This is a genomic window from Streptomyces niveiscabiei (assembly GCF_001419795.1).
Lineage (GTDB): Bacteria > Actinomycetota > Actinomycetes > Streptomycetales > Streptomycetaceae > Streptomyces > Streptomyces niveiscabiei.
This window is the reverse complement of record NZ_LIRL01000266.1, coordinates 1-21,992: the sequence shown is the minus strand read 5'-3', so window position 1 is coordinate 21,992 and position 21,992 is coordinate 1. Positions and strand designations below refer to the sequence as shown.

17 protein-coding genes are annotated in these 21,992 nt (G+C 70.8%); 3 read left to right on the top strand and 14 right to left on the bottom strand.

Annotated elements, in window-relative coordinates; genetic code table 11:
- The 8 genes from AOK24_RS14245 to AOK24_RS14210 form a co-directional block, all read right to left on the bottom strand.
- Window positions 1-817: beta-ketoacyl [acyl carrier protein] synthase domain-containing protein (locus tag AOK24_RS14245; protein ID WP_167376834.1), on the bottom strand; the 817-nt coding region annotated here is incomplete at its 3' end.
- Entirely contained in the window at window positions 814-2,706 is a 1,893-nt protein-coding gene (locus AOK24_RS14240) for a non-ribosomal peptide synthetase (protein WP_063799443.1), read from the bottom strand. The genes AOK24_RS14240 and AOK24_RS14245, both read right to left, overlap by 4 nt.
- A gap of 46 nt (window positions 2,707-2,752) precedes the next feature.
- On the bottom strand, window positions 2,753-3,886 hold the full coding sequence (locus AOK24_RS50630) for a flavodoxin family protein (protein ID WP_055720432.1): 1,134 nt from the start codon (window positions 3,884-3,886) through the stop codon (window positions 2,753-2,755).
- 12 nt (window positions 3,887-3,898) lie between these two features.
- Window positions 3,899-4,933: a formylglycine-generating enzyme family protein gene (locus tag AOK24_RS14230; RefSeq protein WP_107103958.1), complete on the bottom strand. Its 1,035-nt coding sequence runs from the start codon at window positions 4,931-4,933 to the stop codon at window positions 3,899-3,901.
- Entirely contained in the window at window positions 4,930-5,883 is a 954-nt protein-coding gene (locus AOK24_RS14225) for a formylglycine-generating enzyme family protein (RefSeq protein ID WP_107103959.1), read from the bottom strand. The genes AOK24_RS14230 and AOK24_RS14225 overlap by 4 nt, the downstream gene beginning before the upstream one ends.
- A gap of 62 nt (window positions 5,884-5,945) precedes the next feature.
- Complete coding sequence (locus AOK24_RS14220) at window positions 5,946-7,643, bottom strand: WD40 repeat domain-containing protein (RefSeq protein WP_055720430.1); 1,698 nt, start codon at window positions 7,641-7,643, stop codon at window positions 5,946-5,948.
- 15 nt (window positions 7,644-7,658) lie between these two features.
- Entirely contained in the window at window positions 7,659-8,240 is a 582-nt protein-coding gene (locus AOK24_RS14215) for a GTP cyclohydrolase II (protein ID WP_107103957.1), read from the bottom strand.
- Window positions 8,241-8,652: 412 nt separating this feature from the next.
- Entirely contained in the window at window positions 8,653-9,291 is a 639-nt protein-coding gene (locus AOK24_RS14210; RefSeq protein WP_055720434.1) for a LysE family translocator, read from the bottom strand.
- Window positions 9,292-9,551: 260 nt separating this feature from the next.
- Between AOK24_RS14210 and AOK24_RS14205 the strand changes: the two genes are divergently transcribed.
- A complete protein-coding gene (locus tag AOK24_RS14205) occupies window positions 9,552-11,096 on the top strand; it encodes an AMP-binding protein (RefSeq protein ID WP_055720428.1) in 1,545 nt (514 codons plus the stop codon).
- 142 nt (window positions 11,097-11,238) lie between these two features.
- Entirely contained in the window at window positions 11,239-13,548 is a 2,310-nt protein-coding gene (locus AOK24_RS14200) for a C40 family peptidase (protein ID WP_055720427.1), read from the top strand.
- A gap of 71 nt (window positions 13,549-13,619) precedes the next feature.
- On the opposite strand, the gene AOK24_RS14195 is transcribed toward AOK24_RS14200, so the two are convergent.
- Genes AOK24_RS14195 through AOK24_RS14170 form a run of 6 tightly spaced genes read right to left on the bottom strand, consistent with a single transcriptional unit; the run spans window position 13,620 to window position 20,776 of the window.
- On the bottom strand, window positions 13,620-13,979 hold the full coding sequence (locus AOK24_RS14195; protein ID WP_055720426.1) for a putative quinol monooxygenase: 360 nt from the start codon (window positions 13,977-13,979) through the stop codon (window positions 13,620-13,622).
- The gene (locus tag AOK24_RS14190) at window positions 13,976-15,172 is read right to left on the bottom strand and encodes a ferritin-like domain-containing protein (RefSeq protein WP_055720425.1); all 1,197 of its coding nucleotides are present in this window, start codon (window positions 15,170-15,172) and stop codon (window positions 13,976-13,978) included. The genes AOK24_RS14195 and AOK24_RS14190 overlap by 4 nt, the downstream gene beginning before the upstream one ends.
- Window positions 15,169-17,148, bottom strand: coding sequence for a GMC family oxidoreductase (locus AOK24_RS14185; protein WP_055720424.1), 1,980 nt, complete (start codon window positions 17,146-17,148; stop codon window positions 15,169-15,171). The genes AOK24_RS14190 and AOK24_RS14185 overlap by 4 nt, the downstream gene beginning before the upstream one ends.
- A 38-nt stretch (window positions 17,149-17,186) precedes the next feature.
- Window positions 17,187-17,675, bottom strand: a complete 489-nt coding sequence (locus tag AOK24_RS14180; RefSeq protein ID WP_055720423.1) for a hypothetical protein — start codon at window positions 17,673-17,675, stop codon at window positions 17,187-17,189.
- Window positions 17,676-17,705: 30 nt separating this feature from the next.
- Complete coding sequence (locus AOK24_RS47515; RefSeq protein WP_055720422.1) at window positions 17,706-19,169, bottom strand: FAD-binding oxidoreductase; 1,464 nt, start codon at window positions 19,167-19,169, stop codon at window positions 17,706-17,708.
- A gap of 2 nt (window positions 19,170-19,171) precedes the next feature.
- On the bottom strand, window positions 19,172-20,776 hold the full coding sequence (locus AOK24_RS14170; RefSeq protein ID WP_055720421.1) for a Dyp-type peroxidase: 1,605 nt from the start codon (window positions 20,774-20,776) through the stop codon (window positions 19,172-19,174).
- A gap of 376 nt (window positions 20,777-21,152) precedes the next feature.
- Between AOK24_RS14170 and AOK24_RS14165 the strand changes: the two genes are divergently transcribed.
- Window positions 21,153-21,974 (top strand): lipase family protein, encoded by an 822-nt coding sequence (locus tag AOK24_RS14165; RefSeq protein ID WP_240553899.1) that lies wholly within the window; start codon window positions 21,153-21,155, stop codon window positions 21,972-21,974.
- Window positions 21,975-21,992 lie beyond the last annotated feature (18 nt).

Below are 21,992 nucleotides of genomic sequence, written 5' to 3'. Positions count from 1 at the left end.
CGTTGTTGACGGCGGTGCCCCTGATCACGGCGTACACGGTGTCCCGGTCGCGCAGCGCGTCGTCGAGGCGCTTGAGGACGACGACCCCGACGCCGCTGGAGGAGACGGTGCCCTGGGCTGCGGCGTCGAAGGCGCGGGTGTGGCCGTCGGGCGAGAGGATGCCCTCCGGTTCGAACAGGTAGCCCTCGGTCTGCCGGGCCCGGACCGTGCTGCCGCCGGCGAGCGCGAGGTCGCAGTCCCCGCTCAGCAGCGCCTGTCCGGCGAGGTGGACGGCGACCAGGGAGGTCGAGCAGGCGGTCTGGACGGTCAGCGCGGGGCCGCGCAGGTCCAGCTTGTAGGCGGTCCGGGTGGCCAGGTAGTCCCGCTCGCCGCTGAGGTGGGTCAGCAGCCAGCCCGCTGACTCGGTGGTCGCGGGGTCGGCGAGGACGTGGCGGCGGTAGGTGTTCTCGTAGGCGCCCGCGTAGACGCCGGTGGCGGTGGGGCGGCGGGGGCCGGCGTATCCGCTGTCCTCCAGGGCCTCCCAGGCGCAGGTGAGGAAGAGCCGGTGCTGCGGGTCCATCAGCTCGGCCTCGCGCGGCGGGATGGTGAAGAACTCGGCGTCGAAGAGGTCGTGGCCCTCGACGACTCCTCTCGCCCGTACGTAGTCGGGGTCGCGCAGCAGGTGCGGGGGGACTCCCGCCGCGAGGAGTTCGTCCTCGTCGAAGCGGGTGATGCAATCGACGCCGTCGCGCAGGTTCGTCCAGAACTCCCGCGGGTTCGCGGCTCCGGGATAGCGGCAGGCCATCCCGACGACGGCTATCTCCAGGCCCGTTGTCATATCTCGTCTTCCGTCTGCTGTCGGCGCCGGCCGCGCTGCTGCGCCAGCCGTCGGTTTCCTTCCGCGCGTCCCCGGCCCTCGTCCGGTTCGTCCGTCCCGTCGGCGGTGGCGAGGTACGCGGCGAGCGCCGCGACGGTGGGGTGGGCGAACAGTTCCACGACGGGCACGTCCCGGCCGGTGGTCTCCCGGATGCGGGCCTGGACCTGCCGGATGAGCAGGGAGTTGCCGCCCAGGTCGAAGAAGTGGTCGCGGGTGCCGACCTGGTCGAGGCCCAGCAGTTCGCCCCAGATGTCGGCGACGGCGCTCTCCAGGGCGGTGCCGGGCGCCGCCCTGCGGGCCGCGTCGGGCTTCTCCAGCTGGGCGGCGAGTCCGGAGCGCTGGATCTTGCCGGTCGAGGTGCGGGGGATCTCGGCGACGCGGAAGAGCCGCCGGGGGATCTTCGGCTCCGCGAGGCGGGCGGCGAGGAAGGCGTGCAGGTCCTCGTCGGTGGGGTGCGCCCCGGGCGTGAGGACGACGGCCGCCGCGACCTCCTCGCCGAGGGTGGCGTGCGGGAGGGGGAAGGCGGCGGCCTCGGCGATGCCGGGGTGGGCGAGCAGGGCCTCGTCGACCTCGACGGGCGAGACCTTGGTGCCGCCCCGGTTGATGATCTCCTTGAGGCGGCCGGTGAGGAACAGGTAGCCGTCCTCGTCGAGGTAGCCGCAGTCGCCGGTCCCGAACCAGCCGTCGGTGAAGGCTTTCGCGTCGGCCTCGGGGTTGTCGTCGTAGCGGCTGATGACGGTCTCGCCGCGCAGCACGATCTCGCCCTCCTCGCCGGGGGCGAGGAACTTGCCGCCCTCGCCCCGTACGGCGAGTTCGTTGCCGATGGAGACGCCGACGGACCCGGCCCGGCGTTCGCGGGGCGGCAGCGGGTTGCTGGTGATGATCGAGCAGGCCTCGGTCATGCCGTAGGAGTCGATGACGACGGCTCCGGTGGCCTCCTCCAGCGACTCGCGGAGGCGTTGCGGGAGCGGGGCGGACGCGGAGCGCACGAACCGCAGGGTGGTGGGCCCGCCTTCGAGGACGCCCGCGACGGCCTGGTGGATGGCCGGTACGGCTGTGTACCAGGTCGGTTCGTAGGTGCTGAGCCAGCCGGGGAAGGCGTCGGCGTCGAAGGCGGGCGGGCAGACGACGCTCGCGCCGGCCCACAGGGTGGCGAGCAGGGGGCTCATGAGTCCGTGGCCGTGGAAGAGCGGCAGGACGTTGAGGCAGCGGTCGTGTTCGCCGAGGTGGAGGCTGGCGGCGATGTTGCGGGCGGAGGCGCAGACGAGGTCGTGGCTCTGCGGGACGAGTTTGGGGCGTCCGGTGGTGCCGGAGGTGTGCATGAGGAACGCGGTGTCGGCGGGGTCGCCGTCCGTGTCCCCGGCCGCCGTACGGGAGGTGGTGTCGGGGACGAGGTCGAACTCGCCGGCCGCTCCCCCGGGCACCGGCACCAGCTCGACGACGAGGCGGCCCTGGGCCCGCGCGACGGCCGCCGCGTGGGTGTCGGTGCCGCGCTGGACGAGGACCGCCGTCACGTCCATGTCGGTGAACAGGGCGTCGAACTCCCGGGCCCGGCCCGCGGGGTCGAGGGGGGCGGCGGTGGCCGCGCAGGCCACGCCGACGAGGGCGCTCGCCGTGGCGGGGCCGCCCGGCAGCGCGATGGCGACGCGGTCGGTGCGGGCGATGCCCGCCTCGGCCAGGGCCCGGGCCGTGCGGTCGGCCTGGCGGCGCAGCGCGCGGTAGGTCAGGGCGGGCAGGCCGGGGGAGAGTATCGCCGGGGCCTCGGGGCGGCGTTCGTCCTGCTCGCGCAGGAGCCGGCCGAGGTGGCGGATCGTGGTGGTGCCGGGCTCGTGTGCCGTCGCAGATGTCATCACTGTTCCTCTCCCGCGAGCGGGGTACCGGACGGGCCTTGGGGGGTCAGCGGACGGCCCGTGGCCGCGCGGGTGGGCGCCGGGCCACGGGGTCCGGGTGCCCGGGGCCGCGCAGCCGCGTGGTGATGCGGGCCAGCCGGTCGCCCTGGAAGGCCGCCGCGGTCAGGGTCACGGGGCCGGGCAGGGGGCCGTGGGCCGTCGTGTGGCAGATCCCGTACGGGTTGCCGCCCGCGATGGTGATCGACGGGTCCGTGTAGCCGGGTGGCACGATGACCGCTCCCCAGTGGTGCATGGCGTTGTAGAGGGCGAGCAGCGCGGATTCGCTGCCGCTGTGCGGACGGTGGGCGGTGACGAACCCGGTCGCCGCTTTGCCGTCGAGCCGCCCCGAGGTACGCAGCGGCTCGCAGTCGGCGAGGAAGCGCAGCAGGGGCGGGGAGACGCCGCCGAGGAACGCGGGCCCGCCGAGGGCGAGGGCGTCGGCCCACTCCACGTCGGCCGGCGTGGCGTCGTCGACGTCGAGGAGCCGTACGTCGGCGCCCGCCTTCCCGGCGCCTTCCGCGATGGCGGCGGCCAGCGCGCGGGTGCCGGGGTCGGCGGGGTCGCAGACGACGGCGACCCTGCTGTGCTCCGGGCAGGCCGGTCCGGTCATGCGGGCGCAGGTCCGGCTGAGCCGGACCCCGAGGGCGCGCGCCGCCCGCTGGTGCGCGGCGTCGACCAGGCCGTCCGGGTCGGCGGGCGCGGCGACGCCGTACGGGTTGCCGCCCACCGCCGTGAACGCCCCTTCGGCGGGACCGGCCGGCAGGATCAGCGCGCCCCAGTGGTACATGCTCTGGTAGAGGGCGAGCAGCGTCGTCTCGCGTCCGCCGTGGGGGCTGTTGGAGCTGGTGAGCCCGGTGACCACCCGGTCGGCGAGGACGCCTTCGCGCCACAGGGGTGAGGCCGCCTCGATGAACCGTTTGAGGGGGGAGGCGATGTTCCCGAAGTAGGTCGGGGTCGCGAACACGACTCCGTCCGCCCAGCGCAGGTCCTCGTGGGTCGCGCCGCCCTCTTCTCCCTCCACCGTCAGGAGGCGTACGTGTGCGCCGTCCGCCTCCGCTCCGGCGGCTGCCGCCCGCGCGAGCGCGTGGACGGTGCCGTTCCTGCTGTAGTGGATGACCGCGACCCGGGGCGTCCTGTGCATGTCCCGTCCGCCCTAGGGAGATTCCGCGAGCCGGAACCCGACGGCGTAGTGCGATCGGTCGTACAGGCCGTGCCGGCGCCGGCAGCGGGCCAGGTCGCCGCCCCGGGTGAAGCTGCCGCCGCGGACGATCCGGTACGTGCTGAAGGAGCGCAGCCGCGCGTCGCCGGAGCGGGTGCCGCCCGGGTAGGGGACGAGGTCGTCGGCGATGAACTCACCGCCCGGGTAGGGGCCGTAGTCGTCCGCCGTGTACTCCTCGACGTTCCCGGCGAGGTCGAGGACGCCGAAGGGGGAGGCGCCCGCCGGGTAGACGCCCACGGGGGTGGTGGACAGGGGGCCCGCCTCGGAGGTGTTCGCGGCGTGCTCGTCGAAGGTGTCGCCCCACGGGTACTCGCGGCTGTCGCCGCCGGTCGCCGCGTACTCCCACTCGGCCTCGGTCGGCAGCCGGAAGGGGCGGCCGGTGCGGTCGGCGAGCCACTCCGCGTAGGCGTCGGCGGCCTGCGGCGGGATCGTCCACACGGGGTGGTTGCCGAGTTGGTCGGGGTAGCAGCCGAACTGCCAGGAGGTGGGCAGCCAGCGGGCTCCGGTGTCCTCCAGGAAGCGCCGGTACTCCAGGTTGGTGACCGGGTAGCGCATGATGCGGAACGCGCCGATCCGCACGTCGTGGGCCGGGCACTCCTTGCGGAGGTAGGTCTCCTTGAGGCCGGCGTCGGGCCAGCGGCCGAGGATCGCGGGGATGCGTGCCTCGTCGAGGCCGACGCGCACCCGGGCGGCGGGGATGTCCGCCATGGCCGGGTCGTCGGCCCGGATCCTCGGGTCGCCGACGAGGCCGCAGAGGGTGGCGGCCATGTACCGGCGCTCGAAGGGGGTCGCGGGGTCCTCCGCGATCCGGGCGAGGGCGCCGGGGTACTCCCCGAGCAGTCCGGTGGCGTGCTCGGCGAGGAGGTCGGGGTCGCAGCGTCCGGTGAACTGCGGGGGCAGCCGCATGGCCTGCCGGTCGCCGATCACGTCCAGGTTGACGGCCATGGTGTGGCCGCTCGCGAGCGTCACGACGCCCCCTCTTCGCCTTCGGCGATCTCCTCGACCAGCCGGAAGCCGATCGCGTAGATCCTGCGGTCGAACCAGCCGTGGCGCCGTGCGCAGCGGGCCAGGTCGCCGAAGCGGGTGAAGCTGCCGCCGCGCGCGACCCGGTAGCTGCCGCCGGTCGTGAGGTCGTCGGCGACGTCGTCGCCGCCGGGGTAGGCCGTGTAGTCGTCCGCGACGAACTCCTCCACGTTCCCGGCCATGTCGTCGGCGCCGAACACGCTGCGGCCCGCCGGGTAGATGCCGACCGGGGTGGTGGTCAGCGGGCCTTCCTCGACGGTGTTGGCGTGGTCGCTGCGGAAGTCGGGCCCCCAGGGGAACTCCCGCTCGCTGTCGCCGCCGCCGGCCGCGTACTCCCACTCGGCCTCGGTCGGCAGCCGGAACGCGCGGCCGGTGCGGCCGGCGAGCCAGGCCGCGTAGGCGTCGGCGTGTTCCGGGCGCACCGTCCACACCGGGTGGTTGGCCCGGTGGACGGGGTAGCTGCCGAGCTCCCAGGAGGTCGGGAGGGCGTCGAGGCCGGTGTCGTCGAGGAACATCCGGTACTCCAGGTTGGTGACCGGGTACCGCATGATCCGGAACGCCTCGATGTCGACGTGGTGGCGGGGTGCCTCCTTGCGGATCCAGGAGTCCAGGACGCCGACGTCGGCCCACTGGCGCACCACCTCGCCGACCCGCTCGGGCGGGATGCCGATCGCGCACCGCGCCGCCGGGACGGGGACGGTCTCGGGGTCGTCGGGCCGGATGCGGGGGTCGCCCGTCAGCGCCAGCAGCGACCCGGCGGCGTAGCGGCGGGCGAACTTCTGGTCCTCGTCGGAGCAGATGGCGGCGAGGTCGCGGGGCGGGAGCCGGAACAGGTCCGGGTGGCCGGCGAACACGTCGTGCGGGAGCCGCTCCACGAGCGAGCCGGGCAGTCCCATCGCTCCCCGGTCGTCCAGCCGGTTGGGGTCCTTGACGATCGGCAGCCTCCCGGGCCGAGCGGTCACGCGGACTCCCCCGGTATCTCGTAGACCGCGCTGTCGTAGGAGCCGGCCAGGAACACTCCGCGGTCCTCGTCGTAGGCGAGCGAGGAGATCCCGGACGTCGTCGGCCTGTCCTCGACGACCCACGCCGCGCGTTCCCGGTCGTAGACCAGGACGTGGCCGTGGTACGAGCCTGTCGCGATCAGCCGTCCGGAGGGGTCGGCGGCGATGCACTTGATGGAGTTGGGGTGCGCCGTGGGGATCACCTCGGAGGTGAAGTCCGGTGCCCACAGCCGCAGTTTGAGGTCGCGTCCGACGCTGGCGAAGTGTCCTCCGCTGAGGCCCACGCAGCCGTTGGCGATCCGGTCGTGCGCGCCCTCGATGCGGTGCACGAGCTTCAGCGTCCGGGCGTCGTGCCAGGCCACGCCGGTGTCGGCGCACACGGAGAAGAGCAGGTCGCCGGAGGCGGCGACGCCCTTGACGGCGTTCTCGTGCAGCGCGACGTCGGTGACGTGGCGCAGTTCGCCGTCGGGGTCGAGCCGGAACACCAGGCCCTCTCCCGTGTACGCGCCGATCAGGACGTGGGCGACGCCGTCGACCTCGAAGCGGACGCCGCAGTTGAGGGGCGAGCGGTGCTGGCGCAGGACGCGGCCGGTGGCGGCGTCCATCACCTTGCCGAGCTGGCCGCCGGTGACCGTCAGGTCCTGGCCGACCGGGGTCAGGAAGTTGCAGAGGCTGCCCATGCGGGCCTGTTCGGCGCCGTCGCGGACGACGATGCCGGCGTCGCCGACGGTGTAGACGCTGCCCGCGTGGGCGACGACCGCGTTGACGCCCGGGGTGGGGGCGACCTCGGCGGTGCTCCAGGTGCCGGTGGCGTAGTCAAAGGAGCGGTAGGAGGCGCCGAAGGTGCCGAAGACGAGGGTGGTGCCGGCCGCGAAGGCGCAGGAGCGGGGCCAGACGTCGTCGGGGATGGCGGACTCGCCGACCCGGCGCAGCTCGCCGTCGGAGGTCTGCCACAGCAGGAGTTTGCGGTCGTAGCTGAGGCTCACCAGCAGGTCGCGGTCCGCGCCGAGGACGAGGCGCTTGATGCCGGCGTCGTGGCCCTGGACCGTGGTGCGCCGCTCGCCGCGGATGACGATGATCTGGCCCTCGTCGTTGCCGGCGTAGATGGTGCCGTCGCGGTCGATGACGATCGTGTCGGTCTCGACGCCGCCGAGGTCGATGTCCTCCAGCAGCTCCCCGGTGCTGGAGGACCAGCGCTTGACGGTGCCGTCGTCGCTGGAGGTGACCAGTTCGGAGCCGTCCGCCGACCAGTCGACGGAGATGACGTCGGCGGTGTGTCCCGCGCAGGAGTGCACGAGGGTGCCGCTGAAGTCGTAGACGCGCAGCCGGTGGTCGCGGGAGGCGGTGGCGATGAGTTCCCGGGAGGGGTGGAACGCCGACATCTCGACGTCGTCGGCCTGGTCGTTCAGGACCGCGAGCAGCCGCAGCTCGGGGACCGACCACAGGCGGGCGGTGTAGTCGCTGGACGAGGTCACCAGCAGCGTCCCGTCGGGGCTGAAGGCGCACTGGTTGGCGAGGTGGTCGTGCAGGACGCGGTTCACCGGGCGTTCCGTGCTCTGGTCCCAGAGAATGACCTGGTTGTCGTAGCCGGCGCTGGCGATGTACTTGTCCGCGTAAGCGGCGATCCCGCTTATCGGACTCCTGTGCTCGATCACGATCCAGACTCCTCGTCAGTCGATGTCGATGGAATGGCCGGCGTGTACGACTTTCGCTTTCAGGTACTCGCGATTCGAATCGGTGACATGGACACCCGTGAGTCGCTGACCTTGGACCAGAACTCCGTTCTCGCGCAGCTGGCGGATCTTTTCCGGATTGTTCGAGAGGATCTCCACCTCTTTGAGGCCCAGGGTCACCAGCATCTGCGCCGCCGAGGTATAGGTGCGCTGGTCGTCGAGAAAGTTCAGCGCTCTGTTCGCCTCGAACGTGTCCATTCCGGTGTCCTGCAACGCATAGGCGTCGAGCTTGTTGTAGAGCCCGATATCCCGCCCTTCCTGACGGAGGTAGAGCAGGATGCCGCCGCGTTTGTGCATCAGCGTCATCGCCTCCCGCAACTGCGGGCCGCAGTCGCAGCGGGTCGATCCGAGCACATCGCCGGTCAGGCACTCGGAGTGCAGCCGGACGATCGGAACGGGCTGCCGCAGGGCGTCGCCGAACACGATGACGAGGTGTTCGCGGCCGTCGTCCAGGCCGTCGAAGGTGATGACTTCGGTCGCCGCGAACTCTCCGCCGGCGACTTCGAGCGGGACACTCACTCTCGTACGTATTCGGGGTGCACCCGGCCGGCTTTCGCTTGTCGACTCAGGCGCTTGCATTTCGTTGAGCGAGTAGGCAGAACGGTTCTCTAATGACATTCCCCGTCACCCTCAAGTCGGCTACGCGTCCAGCCGGGACCGTCTCGCCACTGTTGCCGCATTCTGAATGCCGCAGGCCCCGACTTGATCCTCCGTCACGGTCCCGCACCGATTTGCTCCTGTCAAGGGAGTCCCCAATAGTCTCTGAAGTCGCGGACCCGGCACCGGAAATAATCTTGGGCGTTCCGGACGGCGGCTGTGAGGAAGCAAAGCGTCCGGAAAGACAACTCTGTGCGGACATGCGAAAAGACCGCTCCAGCACGCCACACGGGGTGGCGTGCGAGCGGGAACGGGAGAACAGGAGACGGGCGGGCTAGTCGCCCCGGCCCGTCGCGGCGACGGTGACGCCGAGGGCGATCATCGAGAGACCGCCGAGCCCTCCGACGAGGGAGAGTCTCTTCGGGGAGCGGGCGAACCACTGCCGCGCGGTGGAGGCGGCGATGCCCCACACGGAGTCGGACGCCACGGCGATGATGTTGAAGACGAGACCGAGCAGCAGCATCTGGAGGGCCACGTGCCCCTGGTCCCGGTCGACGAACTGCGGCAGGACGGCGGCGAAGAACACGATGGTCTTGGGGTTGGCCACCCCGACCGCGAAGCCCTCCCACAGCGTCCGCATGCCGCCGTAGGTGGGTCCGTCGCCCGTGAAGGAGTCCTGGAGCGCGCCGCGCTGGCGGTACGCCTTGACGCCGAGGTACACGAGGTAGCCCGCGCCGAGGAGTTTCAGGGTGGTGAAGACGACGACCGAGCGCTCGACCAGGGAGCCGACCCCGAGCGCTACGGCGATGACGAGCAGATAGGCGCCGATCGTATTACCCGCGACCGTGGTCAGCGCGGCCCGGCGCCCTTGCGCCAGCGCCCGCCCGATCACGAACAGCACGCTCGGCCCGGGTATCACGATCAACAGGAAGGACATGGCCGAGAACGCCAGTAACCGGTCTGTGGACAGCATGAACCCCATGTAACCATGCGTGTCTCCGAGGCCACAAGAACGCTCGGGACCTGCCCGGACCGCCCCGCCGGGCCTGCTCCGGGGCCTCGCGGAGCCGCCCGCCGACGGCATCGAACCCGCCATCGGCGGCCACCCGTCCGCCGTCCCCGCGTCACCTCCTCACCCCCTCCCCTGTTGAGCCTCCGCAGGACAAGCGTCGGCCCCGCCGGGAGCGGGGAGCGTTATGGACATCGGCCACCGATGGGGAGTGAGGACCAGCGATGCGCGTTCCGATGACGATCGCGGACTTCCTGGACCGCGCGGAGCTGGGCTTCGCCGCGAGTCCGGGGGTGATCGACGAGCCGGACCAGCCGGCGGCGCCGGTCACCAGCACCACGTACGGCGGGCTCGCGGAGCGCGTGCGCGCGTGGCAGGCCGGGTTCGACCGGCTCGGCGTGGGTGAGGGCGAGCGCGTGGCGGTGGTGAGCCACAACTCCGCGCGGCTGCTGGAGCTGCTGTTCGCCGTGCCGATGAGCGGGCGGATCTGCGTACCCGTCAACTTCCGTCTGAAGCACGAGGAGATCGCGTACGTCGTCGAGCAGAGCGGCGCCTCGGTGCTGCTGTTCGACGCCGAGCTGGCGGACGCGGTCGCCGGCATCCCGGTACCGCACCGCTTCGTCCTCGGTGAGGAGACGGACGCGGCGCTGATGCGGTTCGGGGTGGAGCCGCGTCCGTGGGCGGAGCCGGACGAGGACGCCACGGCGACGATCAACTACACGTCGGGAACGACCGCGCGCCCCAAGGGGGTTCAGCTCACGCACCGCAACATCTGGGTCAACGGCCTGACGTTCGGCCTGCACACGCGCGCCTGGGAGCGGGACGTCTACCTGCACACCCTGCCGATGTTCCACTGCAACGGCTGGGGGATGCCGTACGTGATGGCGGGGCTCGGCGCGAAGCAGGTCGTGCTGCGCAAGGTCGACGGGGCGGAGATCCTGCGCCGGGTGGACGAGCACGGGGTGACGCTGATGTGCGGGGCGCCGGCGGTGTGGGGCACGGTGCTGAACGCGGCGGCCGGCTGGGAGGGCGAGATCCCAGGCCGGGACCGCGTCCGGCTCGTGTGCGCGGGCGCGCCTCCGCCGAGCCGGCTGATCCAGCGCGTGGAGGAGGAGCTGGGCTGGGAGTTCACGCAGATCTACGGCCTGACCGAGACCTCGCCCCTGCTGACGTTCAACCGCACCCGCCCCGAGGACACGGACCTGCCCGCCCGTGACCGCGCCCGCAGGCTCTCCCGCGCCGGGGTTCCCGCCCTCGGTGTCAGGCTGCGGGTGTCGGACTCCGGTGAGGTGCTGGCCCGCTCCAACGTGGTCCTGGACGGCTACTGGGACAAGCCGGAGGAGAGCGCCGACGCTCTCGCCGGCGGCTGGTTCCACACCGGCGACGGCGGCACCCTCGACGAGGCCGACGGCCATCTGACGATCTCCGACCGCAAGAAGGACGTCATCATCACCGGCGGTGAGAACGTCTCGTCGATCGAGGTCGAGGACACCCTCTTCGGTCACCCGGCGGTCGCCGAGGTCGCCGTGATCGGGGTGCCGGACGACTCGAAGTGGGGCGAGACCGTCAAGGCCCTGGTGGTCCTCGCGGAGGGCGCCGAGGTGAGCGAGGCGGAGCTCATCGCGTACTGCAAGGAGCACCTCGCCGGGTTCAAGGCGCCCACGAGTGTCGAGTTCCGCGCGTCGATCCCGCGCACGGCGACGGGCAAGATCCAGAAGTTCCGGCTGCGGGCGCCGTACTGGGAGGGGCGCGAGCACCGGGTCAACTAGGGACGATCCTCCGGAAAAGTTCGCCAAAGATCTACTTTGACCGTGGGCTGACAACGTTATGATCCCGTGCGCACGTTTCCGGCCGACCGGGGGTCGGCTTTCAGCCACCGGAGGCGTGCATCCTCTTGACCAAGGAAGTGATATGACCTCACAGGTCACACGGGGGCCGGGACATCCGCACCTCATATGGCAGCGCGCTCTCGCCGTCGCCGCCGGGCTGATCCTGACGATCGGCACCCTGCTGTTCACCGGCGCCGGGCCCGCCCGCGCGGACGACGCCCACGAGCTCACCTACACCCTGGCCTCCGTCGACAAGGGCTCGGCCGAGCCCGCGGCCTGGCAGGTCGCCGCGATGGCCGAGTGGCGGTTCGCCCAGTACTTCGCCTTCGACACCGACTGCAAGGGCCCGCTCAAGCCCGGCGCCACCTGCATGCTCACCTACCTCGGCACCTCGAACCCGGTGCAGGTGACCGACGTGTACACCACCGGGTTCCGGCTGATATCGCTCCCGGGCCACTCCGAGGGCGCGGGCCGCACCATCGTGTTCTCGATCGAGCGCACGGACAGCGCGCTCCTGCTGCACGTCCGGGCGGACGGGCCGTGGAGCCTCAGCGAGTGGCTCACCTACACGTCCCCGGTCGGGAACATCATCTGGGACCAGTACGCCAAGAACCTGTCGTACGGGATCACCCACGGCGAGTGGCACCAGTGGGCCTACCCGGACGGCTTCCTCGACCACCTCGACACGCAGTGCCGCTACCCCGTCGACCTGTCGCGGGGCGCCTACATCCCCTGCGAGATGGGGCACATCTACTGGCCGTGGCAGTACGGCCCGCCGGACGGGCAGAACACCTGGGGGTGCGCGGCGCACGGCACGGCGGTCTCCCCGGCCGCGAACCGGGCCATCGACGCCGCCTGTTCGCAGGTCGCGGCCGGCACCTGGTACAGCTGGGGCGGCGGCCACGGCGGCTCGCCCGGCGCCTCGTACGGCTTCGTCGACCAGTCGGACCCCGTGCGCAGCAAGAACGACCCGTACCGCAAGGGCTTCGACTGCTCGGGGCTCGTGCGGTGGGCCTGGGCGCAGGCGACCGGGTACGACGTCATGGGCAACACCACGGCCGCCGGCATCTTCAGCCTGCCCGGACAGCGCCTGGGCACCGACACCTCGGCGCTCAGCCCCGGCGACCTCGTGTTCTTCGGCCGGCGGTCGGTGCACCACGTGGCCATCTACCTGGGCGCGGGGAAGATCGTCGAGGCGCGCGAGTCCGATACCCACGTGATGGTCTCGGACCTCAACAGCCATGACATGACCGACTACGCGGGCGGCCTGCGGTTCATGGGCGGCATGGGCTCGGGCAACCACGTGACGTGGGGCACCGGCATCAACGTCCGCTCCGCCCCGGCCCGTTCGGGCTCGGTGGTCACCACCTTCCCCGGGCCGACGGCCGTCGACATCGACTGCCAGAAGCACGCCGAGTCGGTCACCGCCGAGGGCATCACCAACGACGTGTGGTCGCACCTGCCCGACCTGGGCGGCTGGATCAGCAACATCTACGTCAAGGGCGGCTACTGGCTGGACGGGGTCCCCGACTGCGGCGGCTCCACCGGCTCCGGGGAGCACTCCACCTGGGGCACGAGTGTCAACGTCCGCTCCACGCCGTCGCGTTCGGGCTCGCTGGTCACCACCTTCTCCGCGCCGACCGCGATCCACATCGACTGCCAGAAGCACGCGGAGTCGGTGACGGCGGAGGGCATCACCAACGACGCCTGGTCGCACCTGCCCGACGTGGGCGGCTGGGTGAGCAACATCTTCGTCAAGGGCGCGGCCTGGCTGGACGGCGTCCCGGACTGCGGCGGGGGCACTTCGCCGGGCTCCAACAGCACCTGGGGCACCGACGTCAACACGCACGCCCACCCCAGCACCACGTCGGACGTGAAGAACACCTTCAGCGGCCCCACCCAGGTGAAGATCGGCTGCCAGAAGCACGCCCAGTCGGTCACCGCCGAGGGCATCACCAACGACGTGTGGTCCTACCTGCCCGACTACGGCGCCTGGATCAGCAACATCTACCTCAAGGGCCCGGCCTGGCTGGACGGCGTGATGGACTGCACCAGGCCCCCGGCCCTGGACCCCGACACCGGTTCGGGCGGCGGCACCAGCGCGGGCGCCGACGGCATGTTCTCCACCTGGGGCACCGGGGTGAACACCCACTCCCACCCCAACACCACGTCGGACGTGAAGAACACCTTCAGCGGCCCCACCCAGGTCAGGATCGGCTGCCAGAAGCACGCCCAGTCGGTCACCGCCGAGGGCGTCACCAACGACGTGTGGTCCTACCTGCCGGACTACAAGGCGTGGATCAGCAACATCTACCTGAAGGGCCCGGCCTGGCTGGACCGGGTCATCGACTGCACCAGGCCGCCGGCCCTGGACCCGGAGACCCGGGCCTGACCGCCGCGCGGTGACATGACGGCGCCCGGGCGTCCGCTTCCTCCAGGGGGCGGGCGCCCGGGCATCGCCGCTCAGGCCGTGCCGATGGCCTCGCCCCTGACGAAGCCGGTGAAGCGGTCGGCGAACTCGGCGCTGACGTACAGCTTTCCGCCGTTCTGCACGAAGAGGTGGAGGTTCTTCGCCAGCCAGTCCTGGAAGAGCTTTCCGTCGCGGTGGTCGTCGAAGGCCTTACGGTCCTTCCAGGCGCCGACGAAGATCACCTCGTTCCTGGTGGGCGGCGGCAGGGAGCCGTCCACGACGGCGGTGTGCAGGCAGTACATGTACGTGTCGGGTTCCCCCTTCTTCACCTGTTCCACCAGGTCCTTGAGCGCCGCGACGGCCTCGTCCCGCCTGCCCTCGACGTGCCACCACTTCGTGACGATGGAGATCATCCGAACACTCCCTGCATCTCCTCGGTCAGTTTCTCCAGCTTCTTGCGCTCTCCCTCGGTCGCCGCGTAGTGGAAGCGCGGGCACAGCCTGCGCTCCGGCTTCGCCGGGTCCGGGGTGCGCATCAGGGCGACGGCCCTGTCCTTCAGCGTCCGCATCCCGTGCACGGCGAGGAGCAGCGGATCGACCTCGCGCTCGCCCTTGGGCGCGAGCTTGTCCTTGACCTTGCGTTTCCCGCCCGCGAAGGCGAGGTACAGGTCGTCGACGACCCGCGTGTACGCCAGGTCGAACCGGTTGAGCGCGACGCTCTCGGGGCTGCCCGGCGTGCCCGCCGCGTCGTACTTGACGTAGAACGCCGGGTGGACCGACTCGTAGTCGATCGGCACGAGGGAGCCCTTCGGGGTGTCCTTGGCCTTCTGGTTGCTGCGGAAGCGGCGGCCGGTCTGGAGCTCCCGGAAGCGGGCGTAGTGGGAGTACATCTGCCAGCCGTTGTTGAGCCTGTCCCTGTCGGTGACCTTCTTCGCCTTTTCCTCCAGGTTCGGTTCCGGCATCCCCTCGCCCTCCTCCACGATCATCTTGATCGCCTCCAGCGCGCTCTTGCGGTCGGTGACCTGGATGGCCCGGCCCGCGCCGCCGTAGTAGTGGGTGGCCGCCACCTGGTTGCGGTTCTGGAAGTCCGTGTCCTTGCAGACCTTCGACTTGGCGTCCAGCGCGGTGCTGATCGCCGCGTAGAACTCGCCGATGGTGGCGTACTGGTCCACGGCGCACACGATGTCCTTCAGCGACCCCGCGCCGTGGAAGGGGTCCTCGATCCTGACGAAGCTCTCCACGGCCCCGGGCGTGAAGGGGGCCAGGGCGAGTTCCCCGATGCCGGAGACGAGGGGGTTCCTGGTCGGGTACTCGGGGACGGGCTTCAGGTTCTTGTGCGTACGGAAGGTCACCGGCTTCGTGCTCGGTGTCCCCCCGAGGGCGCTGAGGACGTTGGCTGCGAGCGTCATGTGGAGCATCTCCTCCATGACCACGCTGCGGATCGTCTGCGCCGCTTCGGTGTTGGTGCCCTCCTTGATGGAGTAGAGGGCGGTGAGGTAGACGGGGATGGTGCTGAGTTCCAGGCCGATGGCCAGTTGCAGGGCGGCCTTGAGCTCCGGCAGGTCCTTGATCGGGTCCGGTTTCTTCTTCGGCGGCGGTGTGCTCACGCGAACAGCTCCTCGGCGATCTTGTCCGCCGTGCGCAGCGCCAGGGCGGTCATGGTGAGGGTCGGGTTGGAGGTGCCCAGCGTCGGCATGCTGCCGCAGCCGACGATGTACAGGTTGGGCAGGTCGTGGCTGCGCTGGTAGTCGTCCACGACCGAGGTCTTCGGGTCCGTGCCCATCCGGTGGGTGCCGACGACGTGGCCCGCGCCGGCCACCCAGTAGGTCTGGCCGCCGTACTCCACGGTCATGGGGTTGCCGGTGTCGTAGTGGCTGTAGTCGCCGGACTCGTACGTGGGTCGCCTGACCTTGTTCGCGATGCCGAGGGCGGTGAACAGCTGCCGGTTCGCCTCCGCCGCCCAGGGCAGCGACGCCCTGACGTACTCGGAGAGGTCGTAGTGGATGACCGGGCGGTGTTTGCCGAGCGCGTCCCGGTAGGCGTCGTCGATGGTGACGCGGTTGCGTTCCTCGGGGTCCTGCTCCAGCTCCCAGGCGATCCGGAACTGGCGGGGCACGATCTCGCCGATCCTCCTGCGCAGGTCCTTGCCGTAGAGCTTCGGCTTCTCGCCGCCGCCGACGAGGTCGAGGACGGTGTCGTAGGGGGCGTTCTCCGGGAAGTTCCAGCCCCAGTTGCCGATCTCGACGCGGAAGGCGGTGCGTTCGTCGCGGAAGGCGCCGTCGCGGAAGGCGGGGATGCCGGAGGTGGAGCCGGGACCCCGGTAGGCGCCGACGGACTCCTTGAGGAGACCCCAGGTGAGCAGCAGGGGATGGTCCATCAGGTTCCGGCCGACCTGTCTGCTGCGGTTGGCGGCCTTGGAGGCGAGCAGGAGGGTGGCGTTCTCGATGGCGTTGGCGGCCAGGACGTAGGTGCGGGCGGTCACCATGTGCTCGGTCGGGGGGCGGCCGTCGTCGTAGTACCTCTTGTACGTGATGCCGGTGACCTTCTCCCCGGCGTCCGTCCCCTTGGCGTGCGTCACCTCCATGGCGACGGACTGGCTGAGGATGGCGACCCTGGCCCTGGTGCCGTCCTTCTCCTTCTCCTTCAGCTCCCAGGGGTACTTGACGATCAGCTCGTACAGGGTCTTGAGGGCGTTGTACTTGGCCTGGACGGGGCAGATCGGGATGCAGCTGGAGTTGCCCTCGCAGCGCTGCCCGCGTTCGGCGTTCCCGGCGGCGCCGACGATCCTGTAGTCGGGGTCGGTCGGGGTCGAGTTCCGGGCGACGGGGGTGTTGCTGATCTTGACCGGGAACTCGTACGTCGGTTTCGCCGCGCTGGGCAGCTTGATCTTCAGTTCGCCGATGGTCTTGCTGATGTACCGGTCGAGGTAGCTGGAGGGGATCTCCTCCATGGGGAAGCGGTAGAGCCCCTTGGGGAACTTGGGGTTCTTGCTCTTGAAGTACTCCTTCGGCCCGCCCTCGATACCGGGGTAGTGCTGGTTGTCCACGTTCGCCGCGACGCCGATGATGTCCCACTCGGCCCGCTCGTAGTACGGCTTGAGCTGGTCGTAGGTCAGCGGCCAGTCGACGGCCCGCTTGTAGACGGTCCGCATCTTGAAGTCGTTGGGCAGCATCCGCAGGCAGGTGCCCAGCCAGTGCAGGGTGGTGCCGCCGAGCGAGCGGGCGTAGTCGCTGCCGAAGGGCAGGGGGCCCTTCTGGACGAAGTACCCCTGGGCGCTGGTGACCGTGTTCCCCTGGGCGTCCTGGACCGGCCTGATGTCCAGCACGTCCGGCTGGGGGGCCGAACTGCTCGCGGGGTAGGGGGCGTTGGGGACCTTGATGAGCGCCTCGTGGTACGCCTCCACGTAGGTGTCGTACTTGTCGGCGCTCAGTGCCGTGGCCCGGCCGGCCTCCAGGATCAGGATCTTGGGGAAGTTCTTCTTTTTCTTGTTGGCCGCGTCGATCACGGTCTTGGCGACGACGGCCCCGGAGATGCCGCCGCCGACGATGACCAGGTCGTAGTCGGGCGGAGGGGGGTTGCTCATGGCGCTACCTCACGGTCGAGGGGATCGGCGATCGGGGGTCAGGGGAGCAGGGCCGGCGGTTCGGCCCAGGAGCCGAAGCCCGGGGGCTTGGCGCCCATCGGGTGGGTTCCGGCGGCGGTCCAGACCAGGCCCTCGCGGTGGCCCTGGCTGGAGACGACGTGCTCGACGTCGTCCGCCGTGGACCCGAACCGGTCGCGGTAGGCGGCGGAGAGCGGGTACCAGCGGCCGAGGTACCAGAGCTTGATCAGGGCGACGGCGACCGGTCCGAAGCGGGGGTCGTCGATCACCGCCTCCTTGAAGGCGGCGCCGTCCCTCGGCTGCTTGCTGCGGTCCTCGGCGAACGCGTCCTCCGCGCGCCGGAACAGCTGTCCGGCCTCGCGCTCGCCGATCATGCGCAGCAGCGTGGCGTAGTACGTGTCGACCATGCCGGTGCCGCCCAGCTCCGCCCGGTCGAAGCCGGTGAGTTCCACGGAGATGTCGGTGAAGATGTTCTTGGGGGTACGGGGTGGTGGTGTGCCGTTGACCATGTGGGCGCTCCTGTGCGGGAGTTGGAGGGGTCAGACGAGGGTGCGGTTGAGGGGGCTCAGATCGAGCGGGCGCGACAGGTCCGGCTCGAAGTCCGAGTCGACCGACTGCTGGAACCTGAAGAACCCGTCGGGGTCGGCGGCCTTCTTGATCCGCCGCAGCTCGGCCAGGTTCTCGGCGCCGTAGTAGGCCGTGGCCCACCGCTCCTGGAGGGGGTCGATGTAGTTGACGTAGGCGCCGTGGAAGTCCTGCTTCAGCGACTCGCCGAGGTCGACGGCCCACTCGACGTTGGCCCGGGTGTCGGCCGGGTCGTCCCAGATCGTCTTGAGCTCGAAGACGTAGCGCTTGTCGCGGTGCGGATAGGGGCCCTCCCCGGCGAGGGCCGGGTCGTTGACCTTGCCCCGGCCGTGGGTCCACACGACGAAGCTGTCCTTCGACGGCGCGGCGGTCATCGCCTCGCGGACGGCCTTGATCATGCCCGGCGTCCAGCCGCTCTCGCCGATCATCCCCGAGCGGATGTAGGCCAGCCGGTCGCCGACCAGGGTGGAGCGGCCGATGGCCATCTCCAGCTTCGGCAGCGGCATCGAGTACAGCCGTACGTCGATGGGGTTCAGCTTCAGCATCGGCTGGAGGAGCGCCGCGCCCTCGGCGTACGCCCCGTTGTGGACGGGGGTGATCCGGAAGACCGGGATCTTCCGGGTGGGTTCGGCCGGGTCGGGTTCGTGGCCGACGAAGCCGTACGCGGCCATCGCACCCGGGAGGTCCTTGGCCCAGGTGTCGTAGGCGGCGATGACCTCCTCGGCCCGCTCCAGCGGGTAGTGGAGCGAGCCGCCGAGCACGGTGGGCGCGGGCGGCTCGTGCAGTTGCAGGGTCATCTCGACGGCGACGCCGAAGTTGCCCCCGCCGCCGCCCCGGCAGGCCCAGAACAGCTCCCGGTCCTTCTCGCGGGGCGCGTCGGCGGTCAGGGTGCGCAGCTCACCGGCGGCGTCGACCAGTCTGATCATGGTGACGTTGTCGCTGCCGAGGCCGTAGGAGCGGGAGACGAAGCTGTAGCCGCCGCCCTGGAGGAACCCGGGCAGCCCCACGGTGAGGCAGCCGCCGCCGACCGGGATCAGCGGGGCCGCCGCGCGGTCGACGTAGCCGTACACGTCGTTCCAGAGGGCGCCCATCTGGACGGTCAGGCGCCGGTGTGCCCGGTCCAGGGTCATGGCCTTCATCAGCCCGAGGTCCAGGACGATCCCGCCCCGGTTCAGGCAGTACCCGGCGGCGCTGTGGCCGCCGCCGCGCACCGTCAGGGGCAGCCCGGTGCGCTGGGCGAACCGGATGGCGCGCGTGACGTCGGGGTAGGAGTTGGCGCGGACGACCAGGGCGGGGGGTGTGCGGGTGCGGCCGTTGTCGATGGCGACGGCCTTGGCGTACTCGGCGCTGCCGGGCTCGCAGAGGTAGCCGCTCAGCTTCCGGGCCAGTTCGTCGACGGCGGTACGGAACTCGGCCACCGTCACACCTCCGTGACCTTGCCGAACGCCTTGAGCGCGCTGAGGCTCGGGACGAAGAAGTACTCGCCGCCGCGCATGGTCACCCACTGGCCGACGGCCAGGGGGAAGGTGTGGCTCATCGGCGCCGGGGGGTTCTGCGAGAAGTCCAGCTGGTTGTGCGAGCCGTACTTCTTGGGCCAGGGCTGCGCGACGGCCGTGGGGGGCGGCGTCGCCTTCTGGGGCAGGGTGCCGATCACCGGGTCGAGGCCGCTGTGCGGGGTGAGGAAGTCCTGGTAGTTCGCCCAGGCCGCCTGGATGAACTCGAACTGGTCGGCGATGCTGCTCTGCGCGCACAGGAACAGCAGGCCCACCTTGCCGTCCGCCGGCTGCGGGTCCAGGGTCACCTTGCCGTAGCTGATGCCCCGGCGGACGATCCGGTTGCTGCGCTCCTGGGTGAGCGGCACCCCGAACTGGCGCTGTTTGTCGCCTCGCGGGTTGGTTTTGCGGACGTGCGCCTGGAAGGGGCAGCGGACGCCGTCGACGTCGCCGTCGAAGGTGAAGTTGTTCGGCTGGGCGCCCAGGCCCGCTTCGTTGCGTTCCAGCACCGGGGTGCCGTCCTGGAACCGGCCCACCATGTACGCGCCGGCCAGCGCGGTGTACCCGGCCACGACCGTGGGCGGGGCCGGCTTCTGGTGGCCGTCGTGCTCGGCGAGTTCCTTGGCCAGCGCCTGTTCGCCCGCGCGGAAGCCGGGCACGTTCTGCTCCAGCTTGCGGTACACGAAGTACGAGCCGTAGCCGGTGGACCTGTCGCCCCCCGGGTCCTTGAGGAGGACCTGGTCGAGGGGGGCGCTGGGGTCGTACCGGTCGATGCCGCCCTGGCGGGCCCGGGCCCGGTCGATGTCGTCGGCGAAGAACAGGGGCTGGCTGATGCCGTCGACGAAGCCGAAGTGCTCGCGGACGGGGGCGTCCTTGTTCCACTGGCCGGCCGCGTCCAGGCGCATGGCGGCGCCGGTCTCCTCGTGGAGGTGGAGCGCGAGGTCCTTGAGTTCGCCCCGCAGCTTCTCCATGAGGGGGCCGAGGCGCTTCGTGGCATCGTCGTCGGCGGCGATGACCAGGGCGTGCAGGGTGTTGCGGAACCCCGGCTCCCACTGGTCCTTCTTCGGGTCGTTGAGGAGGTCCGTACGCTTCTCGGCGCCGTCTCGGAAGGCCGGGTCGTCGGGCATGGCGTCCTTGCCCAGGGCCAGGTCCCGGTAGCCGGCGGCGGAGACCAGCACGCCGACGAAGACGTTGCTGGCGTCCTCGATCATCCGGCGCTGTTCGGCGGGCGTGAAGGCGCCGTTCTCACCGAGCGTCGTCAGCGTCTCCCGGTAGGCCCTCGCCTCCTCGCGCTGCGTGAAGGCCGAGGTGACGGCCAGTCCCGCCAGCCACTTACGGGCCTTGTCGCGCTCTTCCTTCGTGCCGGCCTTGAAGGTGATGAACAGGTGGCGGCTGTGGTCGCGTCCGTGGCTCTTGAGGATGTTGCCCTGGAGGTCCTTCAGGACGGCCCGGAGGTCGGCCTGGGTGTTGCGGGTCGGAGGGATCTCCTTGATGTCGGGGTTGATGGCTGTCTGTCTCAGGTCGATTGCCATGACACCCTGACTCACCCCAAAAGCCCATCCACAATCAGGGCGACCGCCTCGCCTCTCCCGGCCCCGGAAGCCACACGGGCGTCACGACGTGCGCAGACGGACCGTGACGCGAGGTGACGCACATCACCGGACATTCACCCGGCCGGAGCAGCCGCGATCACCCCAAACCCGCCACCCGGGTGAGACGCGGCGAACACGTGACCGGATACGGAATCGCCCGTAGCGCAGATGTACGACGGCCGGACGCGGGTGGGCCGTGCGGGTGAGGAGGAAACGTTCCCGCGTGGACGTCCCGTGCCGTCCCCGCAGAAGGGGCCCAGCCCCGTGGCTAGCGTCGTGGCGCAACGACCCCCGCAGCGACCCGGAGAGGAACGTCGTGTCCGTACCGACGACGATCGACCACACCGTCAGAGAGCACAGCCCCCGCCTCGCGTACGCCATGGTCAAGGCCGCCGCGCTGGCCTACCAGGACGAGGCGACGGTGGAGGCCACCGCGCGGGAGTGGGGCTTCGGGCGAGTACGCCATCACCACACCCGCTTCACCCCTCCCTTCCCGCTGGAGGACACCCAGGCGTACACGATCGCCAGCGACGACATGATCATCACGGCGTTCCGAGGGACGGAGCCCGCGCAGATCCGGGACTGGCTCTCGGACGCCACCACCCCGCCCTGGCCGGGCCCGGCCGCCACCGGCTACGTCCACTACGGCTTCGGGCAGGCCCTGGAGTCGGTCTTCCCCGCCGTCGAGGAAGCGGTCGCCGGCTTCCGGGACAACGGCCAGAGCGTGTGGTTCACCGGCCACAGTCTCGGCGGCGCCCTCGCGATGCTGGCCGGCTGCCGCATGTACCTGGAGGCGCCCCGCCTCCGCGCCGACGGCATCTACACCTACGGCCAGCCCCGCACCTGCGACCGGCTCCTGGCCGCGTCCTGCAACAAGGGCTTCCGGGAGCGGCTGCACCGCTACGTCAACAACAACGACATCGTCCCGCAGCTTCCGCCCGAGCCCGCCTACACCCACGTCGACACCCTCCACTACATCGACTCCACCGGCCGCGTCCGCTCCGCCATGCCCCCGCTCGGCACCCTCGGCGACCGCCTCCGCGGCGCCACCGCCGACCTCCTCGCCCCCGCCGGCGACGCCCTGCGCGACCATCCCGTCAAGCGGTACGTCGCGGCGATGGAGAAGAACCTCACCTGACCCCCTACGGGGACTCCC